Here is a 16,846-nt window from a genome sequence, read left to right on the forward strand (position 1 = left end):
ACCTGCACCCTGCAAGTGCCTTCCGTGACAGGAAACTTGGACCCTCAGCAAGTCCTATTTTCCCTGATCAGAAGGCACTTCTTCGTTTCTGCCCAGTCCTTGGACACCCCTTAACGAAGGGTCGAGGTTAGGCCCGTGAGGTAGAAGCCGCCGTACTCACGAGGCGAGTATCGGAGCTGCTGGACCACGTGGAGCTCCTCGTTCGCGACATCGAGGCGCCGCGACCCGTCTTCGAAGCCGAGTGCACCGCCCATCCGATGTTGCGAGCTTGTCGCCACCGATCTGCGTACGCTGCGAAGGACGAGTGACGCGCGGCATGGGCCGGCGAAGGCGCCTATGACGTAGCCGTGCTCGCGATCCGAGTAGGCCGCTTCCATAGAAGCCCGACGCTGATGCGTGATGGTGGCATGGCTGGCTCAAGTCGACGCTGAACGAGTCAAAGCTTGCTGGACACACTAGCCGTCCGCGAGCCATCGGCGGCGGCGTAGCGAAGTCTCTTTGGATATAAGTACAGGATCAGACACTTCTATGGCGTCCCGGATTCGCGCAAGCGATGACTTGTTGGACAGTCCGACCTTCTTAAAGGAAATCCGTATCTCCCATTCAGAAGCATCCAAATTTTCGCCTGCGACAGTTAGCGTGATCCGAAACGCCCCCTCCCCCAAATAATCCCGCCCATCATAACGCTGAGGCCACCCAGCCAAACCCATGCCAAGATCCGGCCAAGGACTGACCAAATCTTTCTTTTCCGCTCGCTTCTTGTCGACATGAGCGACGTCTACTCGACGCTGCATCCCAGCCGGAAGATCAAGTTCTCCCGTCCTGACTTCCGACCATGAGAGTTCCCGAAGGGAAAGTGTGCTCTCAGGCATCACGAATCCGTCCTCAGGCTCCACTTTGGAGACAATCACACGAACTTTTCTTGCGGTCTCTCGCCCTGGCCTGTTAGTAGCTCGGAGTCTTATCCAGACGCTAGCCCAAGGGGGGTTCTCGTGAACGGCGATGTCCTCAGACGTTCGATCGAATTCAAGAGTCACTATCGGACGTATCTTTGCCCGCTGCCATCCGGGGAGGAAAAGTGCTACAACCACCGCCGCGACAGTGCCGACAGCGCCCGCCGCTTGGCCTATTGCACTGATCCAGTCGGCTAGGCTTGCGCTTGTGTCGAGCGCTATCACGTCCACCATGGCCGGATGGTAGCTGAGTAATGCAACGAGATAACGGCATTGTTGGTCGTCGAATCGATCGAAGGATCTCGTTCATGTATCGATCCAGTGTCTCGCGGGCGGTGCGGATTGAGGCTTGCTTCCGGGTTGCGTTTGGTTCGGCTTGGCCGTTCCGGCCTCGCCATCGGTCTTGTTTTTGATCTCGTTCCTGGCAGTTGCTGGGGTGTCCCCTGTGTTGGCGTCCTTGTGGCCTCTGGCCGTTGGCTTGGGTTTACAGGGTGAAAACTATCTGGGCCAGGGTGAATGCTGCGGCCAAGGCTGCGCTCATTACCGCGGTGGCTGGGATCAGGCGTTGCAGGGTGGCTCGGCGTTGGGGGCTGTCGCCGGCCAGGAGCAGGGCTACCAGGATGCCTATCGCTGCTGATGTTGCGGCGTCGGACCAGTAGTGGAGGATCGCGGCGTTGTAGATGGCCTCGGCTAGGAAGAGGGCGGCTACCGCGGCCAACGCCCAGGGGCGGTGCCGGGGGGAACCGCGGCGCCAGACGGCTGCGGCCAGGCCGAAGAACGGGCCGGCGACTGCGGCTATGACTGCCCAGATCAGTGGGGAACGCAACGCCGCGGCGCTCAGGTCGTCGTTCAGGAACAGCGTTGCTGCCGCGTAGTAGCCGGCCGTTGCGCCTAGCAGCGTCAGGAAACCTGCTGTGGCGGCCCAGGTGCGTACCAGGGGTGTGGCAGCGACTATCAGGAACGCGGCCAGGGACCAGGCTGCCGCCGAGTTGCTCAGGTGCTGGGCTACGAAGTGGCCGACTGCCTGCGTCACGGCGTTGTCGGCGACGTTTCTGGTCAGGAAGCCGGGTAGGGCCTGGCCGCCTAACGTCAGCGCGCCGACAATCAGGCCGGCGATGCCGGAGATGCCCAGAAAGGTGGCCTTCCGGGGCGTTGACGTGGCCGGTGTCGTCTCCTGCATGGGCGTAATTGTGCCGATCCTGGTCGGGTCGCGCCTCTGCCGGAAGGTGGAGCCGCGCGGGGGCGGTTAAGGCCGTCTGCGGTGGATCGCGGACAGCGGCGCCCGGAGGCGGACTCGGGCCTGGTGGCGCCACACCAGCAAACCGGTGCCGCGGACCACGTGGCGGGCCTCCAGGCCGGTGAGTCTCGCGTCCATTACGGAACCGCACGTTCCACAAGCCCCTCTAGTGTCGTTCTCATGAGCCTTCGTGGATTTGCCACCTTGAACATCTGGGCCGACGACGTGGCCGCGGCCGAGTCCTGGTACGCCGAGTTCCTCGGGACGCCCGCCTACTTCCACCGCAACGGGCCGGACGGGAAGCTCGCCTACGCCGAGTTCCGGGTCGGCGACTTCGAGGCCGAGCTCGGCATCATCGACCGGCGGTGGGCACCGGCCGGGACCGACGGGCAGCCGGCCGGCGCGATCATGCACTGGCACGTCGATGACCTCGAGGGCACCGTCGAGCGGCTGCTCGCACTCGGCGCCAAGCAGCACATGCCGATCACGGCGCAGGGCGACCAGGGCTTCGTGACGGCGTCGGTGGTCGACCCGTTCGGAAATGTGCTCGGCGTCATGTACAACCCCCACTACGTGGAGATCACCGGGGCTGCGCGGCCGCAGTAGTGTCGATTCGTGACCGACATGCCCCCGAGGCTCGCCGAGCTCGTCGAGGAGTTCGCCACCGCCCCGCGTGAGGTGGTGCTGGAGATGCTGCTCGAGTTCTCCGACGAGGTGCCGCCGCTGCCTGAGGGGCTGGCCGGGCACGAGGGCATGGAGCAGGTCCCGGAGTGCCAGACGGCGTTCTTCCTCAAGGCCGAGGTGCAGCCGGACTCCACCGTGCGCACCTGGTTCGACTGCCCGCCCGAGGCGCCGACGACCCGCGCGTTCGCCGGCATCCTCGCCGAGGGGCTGGCGGGCGCGACGACAGACGAGATCCTGGCCGTGCCTGACGACCTGTACTCGCGGATGGGTCTCGGCCACGCGATCAGCCCGCTGCGGATTCGTGGCGGCACGGCGATCTTGGCCAGGTTGAAGCGCCAGGTGCGCGAGCAGACGGAGTGACCATGGACATTCAAGTGTGGGCCGACGTGATCTGCCCCTGGTGCTACATCGGCAAGAGCCGGCTGGAGCAGGCGTTGCGCGGCGACTCGGGGACGACGGTGACGTACCGCGCGTACGAACTCGACCCGGCGCCGGTGCCGCAGCCCATCCCGTTGAGCACGGCCTTGGCGGCCAAGTTCGGCGGGCCGGACAGGGTCGCGCAGATGTGGGCCCACGTCCGCGAGATCGCCGCCGTCGACGGCCTGGAGCTGAACTTCGAGCGGGCGATCGCGGCCAACACCTTCGACGCGCACCGGCTGATCGCGTGGGCGGCCGAGCAGGGCCGGCAGGCGGCGATGCTGGAGGCGTTGCAGATCGCGCACTTCACGGACGGCGTGGACATCGGCTCGCACCCGGCGCTGGCCCGAGTCGCGGGCACGATCGGCCTCGATGAGGCGGCGGCGCTGGGCTACCTCGGCTCGACCGAGGGCGTGAACGCCGTTAAGGCCGACATCATGGCCGCCCGCGACTTCGGCATCACCAGCGTCCCGACCTTCGTGATCGCCAACAAGTACGCAGTCCAGGGCGCCCAGTCGGTCGAGACCCTCCAGGCTGCCTTCGACGAGATCCGCCGCCGGGAGTCCGTCGACGCGGGCTGATGTTTCACGTGGAACATCGTCAGACGTCCACTGTGGGCGCCAGCGTCTTCACTACGTCCCACTGCTCTTCGATGACGCAGCGGGCGAAGAGATACTGGCGGATGCGTAGCGCGTCGAGGTCGAGCAGGGCGGCCATGCGGCCGGCGAAACCCGCCGGGTCGGTGGCCAGACGGTCGGGAAAGTTCAGCATGTGCTGGATCGCGTCGTAGGCCGGATCACCCACATACGGCTTGGGGTCCACGACCAGCCACGGCTCGCGTTCGGCCGCCAGGACGTTGTCGGGATGCAGGTCGGTGCAGAGCAGGACCTCGTCGGCCGCCGTCGTGGGCAAGGTCCGCCACAGGTCCAGGCCGGCGCGCATCAGGCCAGGATCCGGGGGTACGGGCGCAGACCTCCAGAAGCCGGCCTCCCACATCTCGACCATGTTCTGCAGCGGGCGGAACGGGTGCCCGGGCGGCGGGGTCATCCACAGCCGCTTGAGAACCTTTGCGATCACCTCGTCGCGTTCCACCGGAGGCAGGGACGCCGAGAGCATCGTGCCCGGGCGACATTCCTCGAGCAGCAGTGCGGTCGTCTCGTCGTACACCTGGCTCTGAAAGACCTGGACCACCCCGTGGCCGGACCAGAATCGCAGGCCGGCCGCCTCGTCGCGGGCCTCGTAGTGCCGGAAGCCGACCTTGAGGACCGCGCGGGAACCGTCCGAGCGGGTGACCGGCGCGACCCAGGCCGACGTGCCGCCGGGCTCATAGGGGGCGCCGACTCGCAGGGACCAGCGTTCGGCGAGCTCGGTGACCAGGCCGGGCAGGACGGCGAACCACGCAGACTCCCGGTCGCCGGCCGTGGCCAGCCGGCGCAGGTTGGCCGGGATCACGAATGCCACGGGAGGGAGCGGGTCGGACATGCGCGTCACGGTAGGCGACCGTGACGGAAACACCGACCGGATCTCAGGCCGGGGTGATCTCGCGGGCCAGGCCGTCGATGACGATCGCGTTGGGCAGGGCGCCCAGGGCCGGACCGGCGATCGCGATCTTGCTGTGCCGGACGCCCGAGCCGATGATCACGTGGGGCTGGGCGCCGATGCGGGCGTCGACCAGCAGCGGCCAGTCCTTGGGCAGGCCGATCGGGGTGATACCGCCGTACTCCATGCCGGTGAGCTGGACCGCCTCCTCCATCGGCGCGAAGCTGGCCTTGCGCACGTCCAGGTGCCGCCGGACGACACCGTTCACGTCGGCGCGGGTGGTCGCGAGGACGACGCAGGCCGCGTACCGGGTGACCCCGTCGCGCTTGCCCGCCACGATCACGCAGTTCGCCGACTCGTCCAGCCGGATGCCATAGGCCTCGCAGAACGCGGCCGTGTCCGCCAGGGAAGCGTCGATCGGCGCCACCATCACCTGATCACCGTCCACCGGCGCCTCGACCGGCCACACCTCGAGCGCGGCGGCGACCGGCTTGGCCAGCAGATCCAGCCGGGACAGGGCGGGTTCGAGTGCCAGGGTTCCCATCACGCCAGTCATCCTCGCCTACCCGCTGGATCATCGCGCGGCGTGGTAGCGAGAAGTCAGGTATTCGGACCAGGTGCGCGTGCCCCTGGGGGTGGCGGTGCTGGTCAGAGCACCGGCCCGGAGTTCGCGGCCGAAGCGGCCCGGCACGTGGATCGGCCAGATCGGGCGGCGGGTATTGCGGGCCTGCTTCCATTCGTTCGCCAGCTCCGCCAGGGTCAGCGCGGACGGGCCGGCCAGCTCGACCACGTCCCCGGCCGGCGGCGCGATCTCCCCGGCCGGCGGCGCGATCTCCCTGGTCGGCGGCGTGATCTCCCCAGCTCGTGGAGGGATCTGCCGGGTCGGCGACGTGTTCTTTCCGGCCGGTGGCGCGGCGACCAGCGTGGCGATCCGGTCGGCAACGTCCTCGACGGCCACCGGCTGGAACACCAGGCGGCGGTCGATCAGCAGTGGGCCGAGCCTGCTGGAAGCCGTGAGGAACGAGTCGATCAACGTAGGGAACTGGGCTGCCCGCAGCAGCGTGAACGGAACCCCGGACTCCCGGACGACCTCCTCGGCTGCCAGCTTCATCCGGTAGTAGGGCAGCGGGACACGGTCGATGCCGATGATCGACATGTAGACGAAGTGCCGGACGCCGGCCTCGGACGCCGCCGCGGCCAGGCGGCGGGTGCCCTCGACGTCGGTGCTGCGGGTCTTCGTGGGCGACGACGCCAGGTGGACGACCACGTCGGCGCCCCGGACCGCTTCGCTCACACCCGTACCCGTGGAAAGGTCGGCGGCGACCCACCCAGGTCTCTCCCGGCGGCTCATGGGCCGCACGTCGAAGGGCCGGGCGTCGAGAGGCGGCGCGTCGAGGGCCCGCGCGTCGAAGTGCGGCGCGTCGAGGGCCCGCGCGTCGAAGTGCGGCGCGTCGAGGGCCCGCGCGTCGAAGTGCCGCGCGTCGAGGGCCCGCGCGTCGAAGTGCCGCGCGTCGAGGGCCCGCGCGTCGAGGAGCCTCGCGTCCGAGGGCGCGGAAAGCCGCGGGAGCAGCGCCGATCCGAGGTTGCCGCTCGCGCCGGTGACCAGAATCGTTGTCATACCGAACGGACGAGTGACGCAAGCAGGACGTGACGTGTCGCCCGTCACCGCGGATCCTCAGGCGGAAGACGATCTTGCCGACTGTCAGTGGGTGTGAAGGAGAGACGGAGCGCGCGGGTGGGCACGGTCAGTGGCCTCGCCCTGCTCGCCGGCGGCACGGCCATCGCGGCCGTGGCCGGTGGGGCGCACTCGATCTTCGCCACCATCCTGCTCGGGATGCTCACGGTGGGCATGGGCCACGCGTTGATGGAGGAGATCCGGCGGCAGGCCCGCCGATCGATCGCCGGGTGGGCCACCCACGACACGGTCAACGCGGTGCTGCTGGCCAGCTGGGCGGCGGGCGCGCTGATCACCACGGTCACGGCCGTCACACCCACCTCGGTCCGGGCCGTCGGGGTCACCCTTTCCCTGGGGTACGCCCTGAGCTGCGCGTACTTCGTTGTCGAACGTCGTCGCACCATCACCGACCTGACCATCGAACCGGACGTCGCGGAAAAAATTCAGCCCGCGCTGAGGGGTGAGATCCCCTAGGTTCGGTCGGTGCGTTATCGGTCGGACGACGAGGACAGTGGCCGGTGGGACGGTTTTCCGTTCCGGGACGGCGACATCGTGATCAGCACCCGCTCCAAGAGCGGCACCACCTGGATGCAGATGATCTGCGCCCTGCTGATCTTCCAGAGCACCGAGTTGCCGGCGCCGCTGCCGGTTCTGTCGCCGTGGCTGGACTGGCTGATCGTGCCGCGCGACGAGGTGTTCGGGCGGCTGGAGGCACAGGAGCACCGGCGCTTCATCAAGACGCATACGCCGCTGGACGGGGTTCCGCTTGATCCTCGGGCGACGTATGTCGTGGTGGCGCGGCATCCGCTCGACATGGCGGTGTCGTTGTTCCACCAGGGCGCCAACCTGAACCGAGCCCGGATCGCGGAACTGACCGGCGGACCGGCGGCCCCGCCTTCCCCGCAGGCTTCTCCGCGGCCGGATGCGGGGTCGGATGCGGGGTCGGATGCGGGGTCGGATGCGGGGTCGGATGCGGGGTCGGATGCGGGGCCGGATGCGGGGCCGGATGCAGGGCCGGATGCAGGGCCGGATGCGCCGCTGGATGTGCGGGCCGGGCTGCTGCGCTGGATCGAGCGCGACACCGAACCCGCGGACGATCTGGACTCGCTGCCCGGGGTGATGTGGCACCTCACTGATGCTTGGCGCCGTGCGGCCGAGGCGCCGAACGTGCTGCTCGTGCACTATGCGGAGCTCTCCGCCGACCTGGACTCCTCGATGCGCCGGATCGCGGAACGGCTCGGGATCGCCGTACCCGAGAAGGTCTGGTCTGATCTTGTCGACGCCGCCGGGTTCGCGCGGATGCGGGAGCGGGCCACCGACCTGGCACCGGATCCGGCCGGCATCATGAAGGACCGGGCGGCGTTCTTCCGGCGCGGCGGGTCAGGGGCCGGGCGGGAACTGCTGACCGACGAGGAGTTCGCGCGCTATCTGGAGCGGGCGGCCACGCTGGCGCCGACCGACCTGCTGGCCTGGCTGCATCGATAGTCAGACCGATCTGAGGACCCGCTCCAGTTGGTCGGCCCGCATCCGCCGGGCGTGACTCCGCCTGCTTTCCGCGTACGCCAGAAGAATGGTCCTGCGCTCGACCTCGGTCAGCACCCCGGCGAACGGGGACGCCCGCCGCAGCCCGACGGCGTGCGCGGAGCCGGAGGTCAGCGCCTCGAGCACCGCCTCGACGCCGTCACTGAGCAGCGCGTCCCAGCGGTCCAGCCACTCCCAGTCCTCGCCGGTCGGATGCAGTCGCCGCAGCCGGCGCAGGTTGATGGCCGCGGCCGCGAGCATGGCCGGCGGGTTGGCCACGACCTTGCCGGCGACGCCTCGGTGCAGCCACAGCGACTCCATCTCGTCGCGGCTGAGCCCCGGCTCGATCAGCGCCTCGACGTCCGCCCGCCGGATCCGCCGCTGCCCGCCGACCCGCACGAACGGCAGCAGGCCCCGGAGACACAGATCGACGACATGCGCCCGCGACGAACGCAGCATGATCGCCGCCTGCCCAGTCGTCACGAGATCGCCCACGCGTCGAATAGTGGCGTCCATCCCCGCTTCGATGCAACAACCGAACGGCTGATGCTTCTTTCACGTCCGAGGCTGCCGTTCGTGAGCGGGCGCTGTCATCCTATCGTCACGGTGATCGATGGCGGCGTCATACTCCTGGCATCCTGGCTGGATGGCCGATCTGGACTGCCTGTTGTGCCGCGTGCGAGACGCGGATGCGGTCCTCGCCCGGACCACCGAGGCGCCGCCGACCGAGGCGCCGCGGCCGCCTCGGCGCTGATGGCCGGGACCTGAGGCTCAGCGGTCGGGGAAGTCGTCGCCGAGCAGCGTGCGCAGGCGGGTCAGTGCGCGGGCGTTGCGCATCTTCACCGCGGGAACCGACAGGCCGAGGATCGTCGCCACGGTCTCCACGCTGTGGTCCTCGGCGTGGCGCAGTACCAGGACCGCGCGATCCTTGACCGCCAGCTGGGCCAGGGCGTCGACCAGGGCGACGCGCAGCTCCGGTGTCCCGGCCGGGGCCCGGTCCGGGTGGTCGGGCAGGTCGGCCAGCACGAGCTCGGAGCCGCTGCGCCGCCGCTGCTGATCAAAGACCACATTCATCAAAACCCTTCGGCTGTACGCCTCGAGGTTGGCGCCGGTGCGGATGCGGTTCCAGGCGGCGTACATCTTGGCGAAGGCCTGCTGGGTCAGGTCCTCGGCCAGATGCCAGTCGCGGCACATCAGGTAGGCGGTGCGGCGCAGCCGGGTGCCGGCGGACATCACGAACGCGGTGAACTCCTCGTCGCGGGCCGCCTTCGCGCGGCGGCGGGACGCACCCCAGCCGGACCGGATCTCCTGCACGGGCGGCGCCGACGTCGCGACGCGGGAGTCGGTCACAGGACCCCTCCGATCGGGGCGCCCGCCGCACACTTGCGGCCGATGATCTCTTGAACGCCGCCCATGGACGCGTACCGGTCGCGGAGTGCGGTGAACTGCTCGGCCGCGCGCAGCCGCAGGCGGAACGACTCGGGGAGCTCGTAGGGGGTCACCGCCTTGACGAGGTCGGGGTTGTCCTTCCACCGGATCTGGAATCTCCGGAACGCGTCTTCCCTGCTCTCGTAGGACCTGGCTGCCAAGCCGGGATCCTGGCTGAGGGCGGTGTCCAGGGCGGCACGCTGAACGTCGGTCACCTCGGGGGTCAGGAAGACGACCGCGTCGGTGACGTCGGTCTCGACCGGTCGCTTCAGGCAGGCGGGCGCCGTCATCGGCACCATCGCCGCGGCGACCGTCACCGGCGGCTCGTCGGACTTCGACGCGTCCAGCGGCAGGGTCAGGCCGGCCACGGCGCCGACCACCACGAGCACGCCGGCCGCCACGCCCGCCGGAACCCAGTAGTGCCGGCGTTCGCGCAGCCGGGTGCCCGCGGCGATCGCGGCGGTCGCCATCTCGTCGAGGGGCGCGCCGGGATCGTCACCGACCGCCCGGTCGAACTGGTCTCGCAGGTGCTGCTCCACAGCCGTTCTCCTCGCTGCCGGCGATCTGACCTTCTGCCGGTATGACTGGGTGGCCATCATGTTCGGTCACACCCGCGTCCGTGAACTCGATCCGAGGCTGAGGGAGATACAGGTATGTCAGGTTGCCGGTGATCGGGAGGATGTGCCATGAGCTGTCGCAATTCGGCCAGGGTTGGCCTGTGCGGCTGACGGACGGAACGCGGGCGACGGACGGAACGCGGGCGACGGACGGAACGCGGGCGACGGACAGGACGCGGGTGACGGACAGGACGTTGCACGAGAGCGACGCCATGATCGTCGAGGCTTCGTTGCGGGACACCGAGGCGTTCGCCGCACTGTACGACCGGTACGCCGAGCAGCTGTACCGATACGCGTACCGCAGGGTGGGCTCGGATTTCGCCGAGGACATCGTCGCGGACACCTTCCTCGCGGCCTTCCGCCGCCGCCGGGATTACGACTTGACCAGGCAGGATGCCCGGCCGTGGCTGTTCGGCATCGTGACCAAGGAGATCGCCCGGCGGCATCGCGCCGAGCAGGCCCGCTACCGAGCGCTGGCCCGGTCCGCGGCAGACGACGCGACGCCGGGTTTCGCGGATCGGGTGGCGGCCGAGGTGAGCGCCGAGGCGGTACGCGGACCGCTGGCCACGGCGCTGCGGCGGCTTGCCAAGGGCGACCGGGACGTGCTGCTGCTGGTCGCGTGGAGCGGCCTGAGTTACGAGGAGGTCGCCGAGACCCTCCAGATCAAGATCGGCACGGTCCGGTCCCGTCTGCATCGGGCCCGTCAGCAGGTACGCGCCGCGCTAGGTGGAAGCAATCCCGTCGACAGTCGTGAGGAGCGGTGATGACCGAGTTGAAGATGCTGCAGGACCTGGGCGCCGAGTTGGATCCGCCGCAGCCGGCGGTCCCGGCGCGGGTGCGTGACCGAGTTCTGGCCGGGATGACGAGTCAGCCGCGACGGACGACCCGGCCGAGTTTCGGCTGGCGTCTGGCCGGCGCCGGTGGACTGGCCCTGGCGGTGACCGCCGGGGTCCTCGTGACACAGGTCGCCTCGTTCGATGATCGTGCACCGGCGTCGAAGGCGGAGGCGGCGCAGATCCTCGAGGACGCGGCCGCCCGGGCTGGATCCGCTCCTACCGTCGCGGTCCGCGGTGACCAGTTCGTCTACGTGGACTCGATCACCGCGGCGGCGTCCGGTCCGGCGAACGAGTCCCCCAAGGTGACGGTCAATCCGAGGCTGCGCCGGGTCTGGTACTCGGTGGACGGCGGCCGGGACGGTCTGATTCGAAGCCGGCCCCGGTCGGGACGGGCGGACTGGAAGAACCAGGTGCTGCCGGGCTGCCACGACGGGAAGATGACCGCGCGCAAGGGCGACAAGACGTTCGAGGTGCCCTGCGAGCCGGCCACCGGCTATCGGGCCGACCTGCCGACCGACACCGACGACATGCTCAAATTTCTCTACGAAGGTCTCGGCAACAAGAACCCCGACGATCAGGAGGCGTTCACTAAGGCCGGTGACACGATCCGGGAGGCGTACGTGCCGCCGGCCTCACTGGCGGCGATGTTCGGTGCGCTGGCTCGGATCCCGGGCGTGACGGTCGTCGGGGACGTCACCGACGAGGCCGGGCGGGCCGGGGTGGCGGTGTCCCTCACCGAGGTGCAGGGCAGCCGGGCCGAGTTGATCTTCGACAAGGCTACCCACGCCTACCTGGGTGAGCGCGTGGTGGACGTGGACGGTGGCCGGCTCCGCAACTCGACCGCGGTCCTGAAGGTCGCGATCGTGGACCGGGCGGGTCAACTGCCCTGACGAGGGGCTCCGTCGGCTGTCGAGAACGGCGGCGGCGTTGACCGTGATGATCATGATCATGCCCAGCCACTCGTGGGTGGCGAGCGCCTGGCCGAGCAGGATCAGCCCGGCCAGCGCCGCCATCACCGGATGCACGCTCGAGACCAGCCCGAAGAAGCGCGCCGAGACATGGCGCAGAGCGATCAGGTCGGCGGTGTAGGGCAGCACCGACGACAGGACGCCGGCCGCCACCGCGTAGAGCAGGGCGGTGGTGCCGAACCGGCCCTGGGCCAGCAGCACGACCGCCACCGGCAGGTTGAGCAGCGCCGCCACCGCCGAGCCCAGGGCGGGCGCGGCGATGCCGTCGAGGCGGCGGCCGGCGAGCCGGTTGAGCACGATGTAGGACGCCCAGCAGCAGGCCGAGAGCAGGCTGAGGCCGATGCCGATCCAGTCGCTGGACGGGCCGGGCAGCACCAGCACCCACACGCCCAGCCCGGCGAGAAGAGCAAAGATCAGATCTCGACGGGTACGCGAGCCGAGCAGTGCCACCGCCAGCGGCCCGAGCACCTCCAGGGTCACCGCGAGGCCGAGCCCGATCCGGTCGACGGCGGTGTACAGGCTCAGGTTCATGGTCGCGAAGACCAGCCCGAGCAGGAGCACCGGCCACCACTGCGCCCAGCTCATCCGGCGCAGGTCGGGGCGGGCCATCGGCAGCAGCACGGCGGCGGCGACCAACTGGCGTACGGCCACCACCCCGGCCGGGCCGATCGCCGGGAACGCGTGCGCTCCCACCGCCGCGCCGGTCTGATTGCTCGCCGCGCTGGCCACCATCGTCGCGATGCCGCCTGCCGTCCTCATGCCACGAGCATCGGCGTCGCCGGGTCTTGATCGGAAATGCGTGAGCCGGGGGTTCTATACGCTCGGCGTATGGATCTGCGGCAGCTGCGTGCGCTGGTCGCAGTGGTGGACGAGGGTTCGTTCACCGACGCGGCGGCGGCACTGGGCGTGTCGCAGGCGGCCGTGTCCCGGTCCATCGCCGCGCTGGAGCGTGCTCTGGGCGTACGCCTGCTCCATCGCACCACCCGTCAGGTCGCGCTCACCGAGACCGGCGTGCGGGTTGTGGCCCAGGCCCGTCGCGTGCTGGACGAGGCCGCCCACCTGGAGCACATCGTGGCCGGCGCCCGCGCCGAGCTGCGGATCGGGTACGCGTGGGCCGCGCTCGGCCGGCACACCCGTGGCTTGCAGAAACGGTGGGCGTCCCGGCATGCCGAGGTGCCGCTGATCTTCGTGCACGCCAACGATCCGACGGCCGGGCTGAGCGACGGCACGGCCGACGTGGCGGTGCTGCGGACGCCGGTGGACGATGCCCGGTTCGCGCTGGCCGAGGTGGGCCGGGAGCGGCGGGTGGCGGCGATGGCGACCGAGCACACGCTGGCCCGGCGGCGGACGCTGCGGCTGGCCGATCTGGCCCGGTATCCGATCGCGATGGACACGCGGACCGGCACGACGACGCCGGAGATGTGGCCGGAGGATGCCCGGCCGCGGACGATCCGGCGGACGCACACCGTCGACGAGTGGCTGACCAGCATCGCGGCGAACCAGGCGATCGGCGTCACGCCGGAGGCGACCGCGCAGCAGAACCCGCGGCCGGGTGTCGCCTACCGTGCGCTGCGGGACGCGCCGCCGATCACGGTGTGGCTGGCGTGGCGCCCGGACAGCCCGCCGGCCTGCTTGAACGAGCTGATCGAGATGATCCGCGCCCTCTACGACAAGCGTTAGGCGGCGTTCACGTCCTGCTCCGACCGGTTGATCTCGGACCACAGCGCATCGAGGGACAGGCCGAGGACGTCGGCGATCGCGGCGATGGTCGGGAAGGCCGGGGTGGCGACGCGACCGGACTCGATCTTGCGGAGAGTCTCCGGTGAGACGCCGGCGTCCAGGGCGGTGACCAGCATCGAGCGTTCCCCCCGGGCTTGACGCAGCAGGGCGCCGAGACGCTGTCCGCGCGCGACCTCGGCGGGGCTGAGTGGCAACCTGACCATGGCACCAATACTAGTACCGGGATAATATGGCCGGGATACTTATTGGCAGCACGAGTAAGGCACCGCATGATCGAGATCCTGGACCCTGCCGACCTGCCCCGGGCGAGAGCGACGGGCGCCCTGGTCGCCGGCATCCTGCAGACCCTGAAAGGCCGCAGTTCGGTCGGCACGAACCTGCTGGACATCGACCGCTGGGCCGAGGCCATGATCGTCGAGGCCGGCGCGGAGTCCTGCTACGTCGACTACGAGCCGTCCTTCGGACGCGGGCCGTTCGGCCACTACATCTGCACGTCGGTGAACGACGCGGTGCTGCACGGCAAGCCGTTCGACTACACGCTCGCCGAGGGCGACCTGCTGTCGCTCGATCTCGCCGTGTCGCTGGGCGGGGTTGTCGCCGACTCCGCCATCAGCTTCATCGTCGGCGGCGCGGAGGAGCCGGCGAGCCTGGCGATGATCGACGCGACCGAGCGCGCGTTGAGCGCCGGCATCGCCGCGGCCCGCCCGGGCGCCCGCATCGGCGACCTCTCACACGCCATCGGCTCGGTCCTCAGCGCGGCGGGATACCCGATCAGCACCGAGTTCGGCGGGCACGGCGTCGGATCGACCATGCACCAGGACCCGCACGTCCCCAACACGGGCCGCCCGGGTCGCGGTTACACCCTGCGCCCCGGACTGCTGCTGGCGCTGGAGCCGTGGATCATGGCGGACACCGCGACCCTTTACACCGATGCCGACGGCTGGACCCTGCGCAGCGCCACCGGCTGCCGGACGGCGCACAGCGAGCACACGATCGCCATCACCGACGACGGCGCGGAAATCCTGACTAGGCCGCGGTCGGCAGCAGGGCCAGGTCGCTGAGCGAGACGATGCCGACCAGCTGGCGGTCGCTGTCGCAGACCAGCAGGCGGCGCACCCCGCGTTCGCGCATCGCCCGGGCCGCCTCGTCGACGGTGGCCGCCTGCTCGACCATGATCATCTCGCGGGTGGCGATGGCGCCGATCGTCGTGGTCCGCGGCGGCAGACCCTCGGCGATGGCGCGCACCACGATGTCGTGGTCGGTGACCAGACCGGCCATGGTCGGCCCGTGCGTCACCACGACGTCACCGATCGACTGGTCGCGCATCGCCTGCGCGGCCTCGTCGAGTGTCGTGTCCTCGGGGAGGTAGACGACCCGCCGGGTCATCACCTCGGCGACCGATGTCCTGGCCATGCGACCCATCGTTACACGCCTGTCACCGTGGCGACCATGTCCGACAGGAGAACCTCGTCACGGTCACCGGTTCGGCGGTCACGCAGTTCGGCGTACCCGTCACCCAGACGGCGCCCGACCACGACGGTGCGCGGGATGCCGATCAGCTCCGCGTCGGTGAATTTCACCCCGGCGGAGACACCCTTGCGGTCGTCCACGAGGACCCGCAGCCCGGCCGCCACGAGTTCCTCGGCGAGGCTCAGCGCCGCCTCCACCTGACCGTCCTTGCCGGCGGCGACCACGTGCACGTCGGCCGGGGCGATCTCGGCGGGCCAGATCAGGCCGCGTTCGTCGTGGTGCTGCTCGGCGATCGCGGCCACCGCGCGGGAGACGCCCACGCCGTACGAGCCCATCGTCGGCCGCACCGGCTTGCCGTCGGCGCCGAGAACGTCCAGTTTGAACGCGTCGGTGAACCGCCGGCCGAGCTGGAAGATGTGCCCGATCTCGATGCCGCGGCGCATGGTCAGCTCGCCGTCGCCGCAGGCCGGGCAGGGGTCGCCGGGGCGCACGTCGGCGGCCTCGACGGTGCCGTCCGGGGTGAAGTCGCGACCGGCCACGACCGAGGTGGCGTGCTTGCCGGGCTCGTTGGCGCCGGTCAGCCAGCCGGTGCCGGTGACCACCCGCGGGTCGGCCAGATAGCGGATCTTGATGCCCTGCGGTCCGATGTAGCCCTTGACCAGGTCGGGGCGGGACGCGAAGTCGTCGAACAGCTCGGCGGCGGCCGGGTGCAGGTTCGCGTTGAGTCGCTTGAGATCGACCTCGCGGTCGCCGGGGAGGCCGATCGCCAGCAGTTCCGGCTCGTGGCCCGGCTGCCGGACGGTCACCACGACGTTCTTCAGGGTGTCCGCGGCGGTCCAGTCGGTGCGGCCGTCCAGCGCGCGCTCGTTGGCCAGGTTCACCAGCGAGGCGATCGTCGGGGTGTCCGGGGTGTCGTGCACGGTCATCGGCCCGGGCGTGCCCGTGGGCGCGGCCGGCGGGGGCGTGGTGACGGCCTCGGTGTTCGCCGCGTAGTCGCACTTGGTGCACCCGACGAAGGTGTCCTCGCCCACGTCCGCCATGGCCAGGAACTCCTCGGACGCCGAGCCGCCCATCGCGCCCGACACCGCCGAGACGATCGTGTGCTCCAGACCCAGACGAGCAAAGATCTTCTGGTACGCGACGCGCATCACGCCGTACGCGTCGGCCAGACCCTCGTCGGTGAGGTCGAACGAGTACGCGTCCTTCATCAGGAACTCGCGTCCGCGCAGCACGCCGGCCCGCGGGCGCGCCTCGTCCCGGAACTTGGTCTGCACCTGGAACAGGATCATCGGGAAGTCCCGGTACGAGCTGGTCAGATCCTGCACGAGCAGCGCGAACATCTCCTCGTGGGTGGGCGCCAGCAGGTACTCCGCGTCGCGCCGGTCCCGCAGGGTGAAGATGTCGTCGCCGTAGTCGGTCCAGCGGCCGCTCGTCTCGTACGGCTCGCGCGGCAGCAGGGACGGGAACGACACCTCCTGCGCGCCGGCCGCGAACATCTCCTCCCGGACCACCCGGGTGATGTTGTCCAGCACCAGCTTGCCCAGCGGCAGCCACGTGTAGCCGCCCGGCGCGGCGCGGCGGACGTACCCGGCACGCAGCAGCAGCCGATGGCTCGGCACCTCCGCCTCGGCCGGGTCCTCGCGCAGGGTCTTGAGCAGCATCGTGGACATCCGCATGAGCATGGCGCGAAGTCTAGGGACCGACTGTCAGGAGCGTCACGCTGCTTTCCACCCTGAACGAGTGCTTAGCTAGATAGCTGTA

General features: G+C 69.7%; 20 protein-coding genes and 1 pseudogene. 9 read left to right on the plus strand and 12 right to left on the minus strand.

Annotated features, from left to right (window positions below; genetic code table 11):
- Positions 1–455: 455 nt before the first annotated feature.
- Positions 456–1,187: a hypothetical protein gene (locus QSK31_RS31870; protein ID WP_285688277.1), complete on the minus strand. Its 732-nt coding sequence runs from the start codon at positions 1,185–1,187 to the stop codon at positions 456–458.
- A 250-nt stretch (positions 1,188–1,437) separates the two neighbouring features.
- Entirely contained in the window at positions 1,438–2,133 is a 696-nt protein-coding gene (locus QSK31_RS31875) for a DUF6518 family protein (protein ID WP_285688278.1), read from the minus strand.
- Between the two features lie 237 nt (positions 2,134–2,370).
- Between QSK31_RS31875 and QSK31_RS31880 the strand changes: the two genes are divergently transcribed.
- Genes QSK31_RS31880 through QSK31_RS31890 form a run of 3 tightly spaced genes read left to right on the plus strand, consistent with a single transcriptional unit; the run spans position 2,371 to position 3,872 of the window.
- The gene (locus QSK31_RS31880; protein WP_285688279.1) at positions 2,371–2,796 is read left to right on the plus strand and encodes a VOC family protein; all 426 of its coding nucleotides are present in this window, start codon (positions 2,371–2,373) and stop codon (positions 2,794–2,796) included.
- Positions 2,797–2,805: 9 nt separating this feature from the next.
- A complete protein-coding gene (locus QSK31_RS31885; RefSeq protein ID WP_285688280.1) occupies positions 2,806–3,234 on the plus strand; it encodes a SufE family protein in 429 nt (142 codons plus the stop codon).
- A 2-nt stretch (positions 3,235–3,236) separates the two neighbouring features.
- Positions 3,237–3,872, plus strand: coding sequence for a DsbA family oxidoreductase (locus QSK31_RS31890; RefSeq protein ID WP_285688281.1), 636 nt, complete (start codon positions 3,237–3,239; stop codon positions 3,870–3,872).
- A 19-nt stretch (positions 3,873–3,891) separates the two neighbouring features.
- Here QSK31_RS31890 and QSK31_RS31895 read toward each other — a convergent pair whose 3' ends face one another.
- Genes QSK31_RS31895 through QSK31_RS31905 form a run of 3 tightly spaced genes read right to left on the minus strand, consistent with a single transcriptional unit; the run spans position 3,892 to position 6,448 of the window.
- Positions 3,892–4,773 (minus strand): aminoglycoside phosphotransferase family protein, encoded by an 882-nt coding sequence (locus QSK31_RS31895; protein WP_285688282.1) that lies wholly within the window; start codon positions 4,771–4,773, stop codon positions 3,892–3,894.
- A gap of 43 nt (positions 4,774–4,816) precedes the next feature.
- Complete coding sequence (locus QSK31_RS31900) at positions 4,817–5,374, minus strand: YbaK/EbsC family protein (RefSeq protein WP_285688443.1); 558 nt, start codon at positions 5,372–5,374, stop codon at positions 4,817–4,819.
- A 30-nt stretch (positions 5,375–5,404) separates the two neighbouring features.
- Entirely contained in the window at positions 5,405–6,448 is a 1,044-nt protein-coding gene (locus QSK31_RS31905; protein WP_285688283.1) for an SDR family oxidoreductase, read from the minus strand.
- 117 nt (positions 6,449–6,565) lie between these two features.
- On the opposite strand from QSK31_RS31905, the gene QSK31_RS31910 reads away from it, so the two are divergent.
- Both QSK31_RS31910 and QSK31_RS31915 read left to right on the plus strand, forming a co-directional pair.
- The gene (locus tag QSK31_RS31910) at positions 6,566–6,979 is read left to right on the plus strand and encodes a hypothetical protein (RefSeq protein WP_285688284.1); all 414 of its coding nucleotides are present in this window, start codon (positions 6,566–6,568) and stop codon (positions 6,977–6,979) included.
- Positions 6,980–6,988: 9 nt separating this feature from the next.
- Positions 6,989–7,990, plus strand: a complete 1,002-nt coding sequence (locus QSK31_RS31915; protein ID WP_285688285.1) for a sulfotransferase domain-containing protein — start codon at positions 6,989–6,991, stop codon at positions 7,988–7,990.
- Here the strand turns inward: QSK31_RS31915 and QSK31_RS31920 are convergent, their stop codons facing one another.
- The 3 genes from QSK31_RS31920 to QSK31_RS31930 form a co-directional block, all read right to left on the minus strand.
- A complete protein-coding gene (locus tag QSK31_RS31920; RefSeq protein ID WP_285688286.1) occupies positions 7,991–8,521 on the minus strand; it encodes a helix-turn-helix domain-containing protein in 531 nt (176 codons plus the stop codon).
- Between the two features lie 276 nt (positions 8,522–8,797).
- Entirely contained in the window at positions 8,798–9,376 is a 579-nt protein-coding gene (locus QSK31_RS31925; RefSeq protein ID WP_285688287.1) for a SigE family RNA polymerase sigma factor, read from the minus strand.
- A complete protein-coding gene (locus QSK31_RS31930; protein ID WP_285688288.1) occupies positions 9,373–9,993 on the minus strand; it encodes a permease-like cell division protein FtsX in 621 nt (206 codons plus the stop codon). Before QSK31_RS31930 ends, QSK31_RS31925 begins: the two co-directional genes overlap by 4 nt.
- Before the next feature lie 290 nt (positions 9,994–10,283).
- Between QSK31_RS31930 and QSK31_RS31935 the strand changes: the two genes are divergently transcribed.
- Complete coding sequence (locus QSK31_RS31935) at positions 10,284–10,835, plus strand: RNA polymerase sigma factor (RefSeq protein ID WP_502873042.1); 552 nt, start codon at positions 10,284–10,286, stop codon at positions 10,833–10,835.
- Positions 10,835–11,797 carry a CU044_5270 family protein gene (locus QSK31_RS31940; protein ID WP_285688290.1) on the plus strand — a complete coding sequence of 321 codons (963 nt, stop codon included), beginning with the start codon at positions 10,835–10,837 and terminating at the stop codon, positions 11,795–11,797. Before QSK31_RS31935 ends, QSK31_RS31940 begins: the two co-directional genes overlap by 1 nt.
- Positions 11,798–11,851: 54 nt before the next feature.
- Here the strand turns inward: QSK31_RS31940 and QSK31_RS31945 are convergent.
- Positions 11,852–12,634, minus strand: a pseudogene (locus tag QSK31_RS31945) (EamA family transporter); the annotation flags it as partial.
- 69 nt (positions 12,635–12,703) lie between these two features.
- On the opposite strand from QSK31_RS31945, the gene QSK31_RS31950 reads away from it, so the two are divergent.
- Positions 12,704–13,555, plus strand: coding sequence for a LysR family transcriptional regulator (locus QSK31_RS31950; RefSeq protein ID WP_285688291.1), 852 nt, complete (start codon positions 12,704–12,706; stop codon positions 13,553–13,555).
- Here the strand turns inward: QSK31_RS31950 and QSK31_RS31955 are convergent.
- Positions 13,552–13,818, minus strand: coding sequence for a helix-turn-helix domain-containing protein (locus tag QSK31_RS31955; RefSeq protein WP_285688292.1), 267 nt, complete (start codon positions 13,816–13,818; stop codon positions 13,552–13,554). The two genes, QSK31_RS31950 and QSK31_RS31955, sit on opposite strands and share 4 nt — an antisense overlap.
- A 66-nt stretch (positions 13,819–13,884) precedes the next feature.
- Here QSK31_RS31955 and map point away from each other — a divergent pair, with 66 nt between their 5' ends.
- The gene (map, locus tag QSK31_RS31960) at positions 13,885–14,676 is read left to right on the plus strand and encodes a type I methionyl aminopeptidase (RefSeq protein WP_285688293.1); all 792 of its coding nucleotides are present in this window, start codon (positions 13,885–13,887) and stop codon (positions 14,674–14,676) included.
- Here the strand turns inward: map and QSK31_RS31965 are convergent.
- On the minus strand, positions 14,642–15,028 hold the full coding sequence (locus tag QSK31_RS31965) for a CBS domain-containing protein (RefSeq protein WP_285688294.1): 387 nt from the start codon (positions 15,026–15,028) through the stop codon (positions 14,642–14,644). The two genes, map and QSK31_RS31965, sit on opposite strands and share 35 nt — an antisense overlap.
- A gap of 11 nt (positions 15,029–15,039) precedes the next feature.
- Positions 15,040–16,767: a proline--tRNA ligase gene (locus QSK31_RS31970; protein WP_285688295.1), complete on the minus strand. Its 1,728-nt coding sequence runs from the start codon at positions 16,765–16,767 to the stop codon at positions 15,040–15,042.
- Positions 16,768–16,846 lie beyond the last annotated feature (79 nt).

It is taken from the genome of Actinoplanes sp. NBRC 103695 (genome assembly GCF_030269485.1).
Classification (GTDB): Bacteria; Actinomycetota; Actinomycetes; order Mycobacteriales; family Micromonosporaceae; genus Actinoplanes.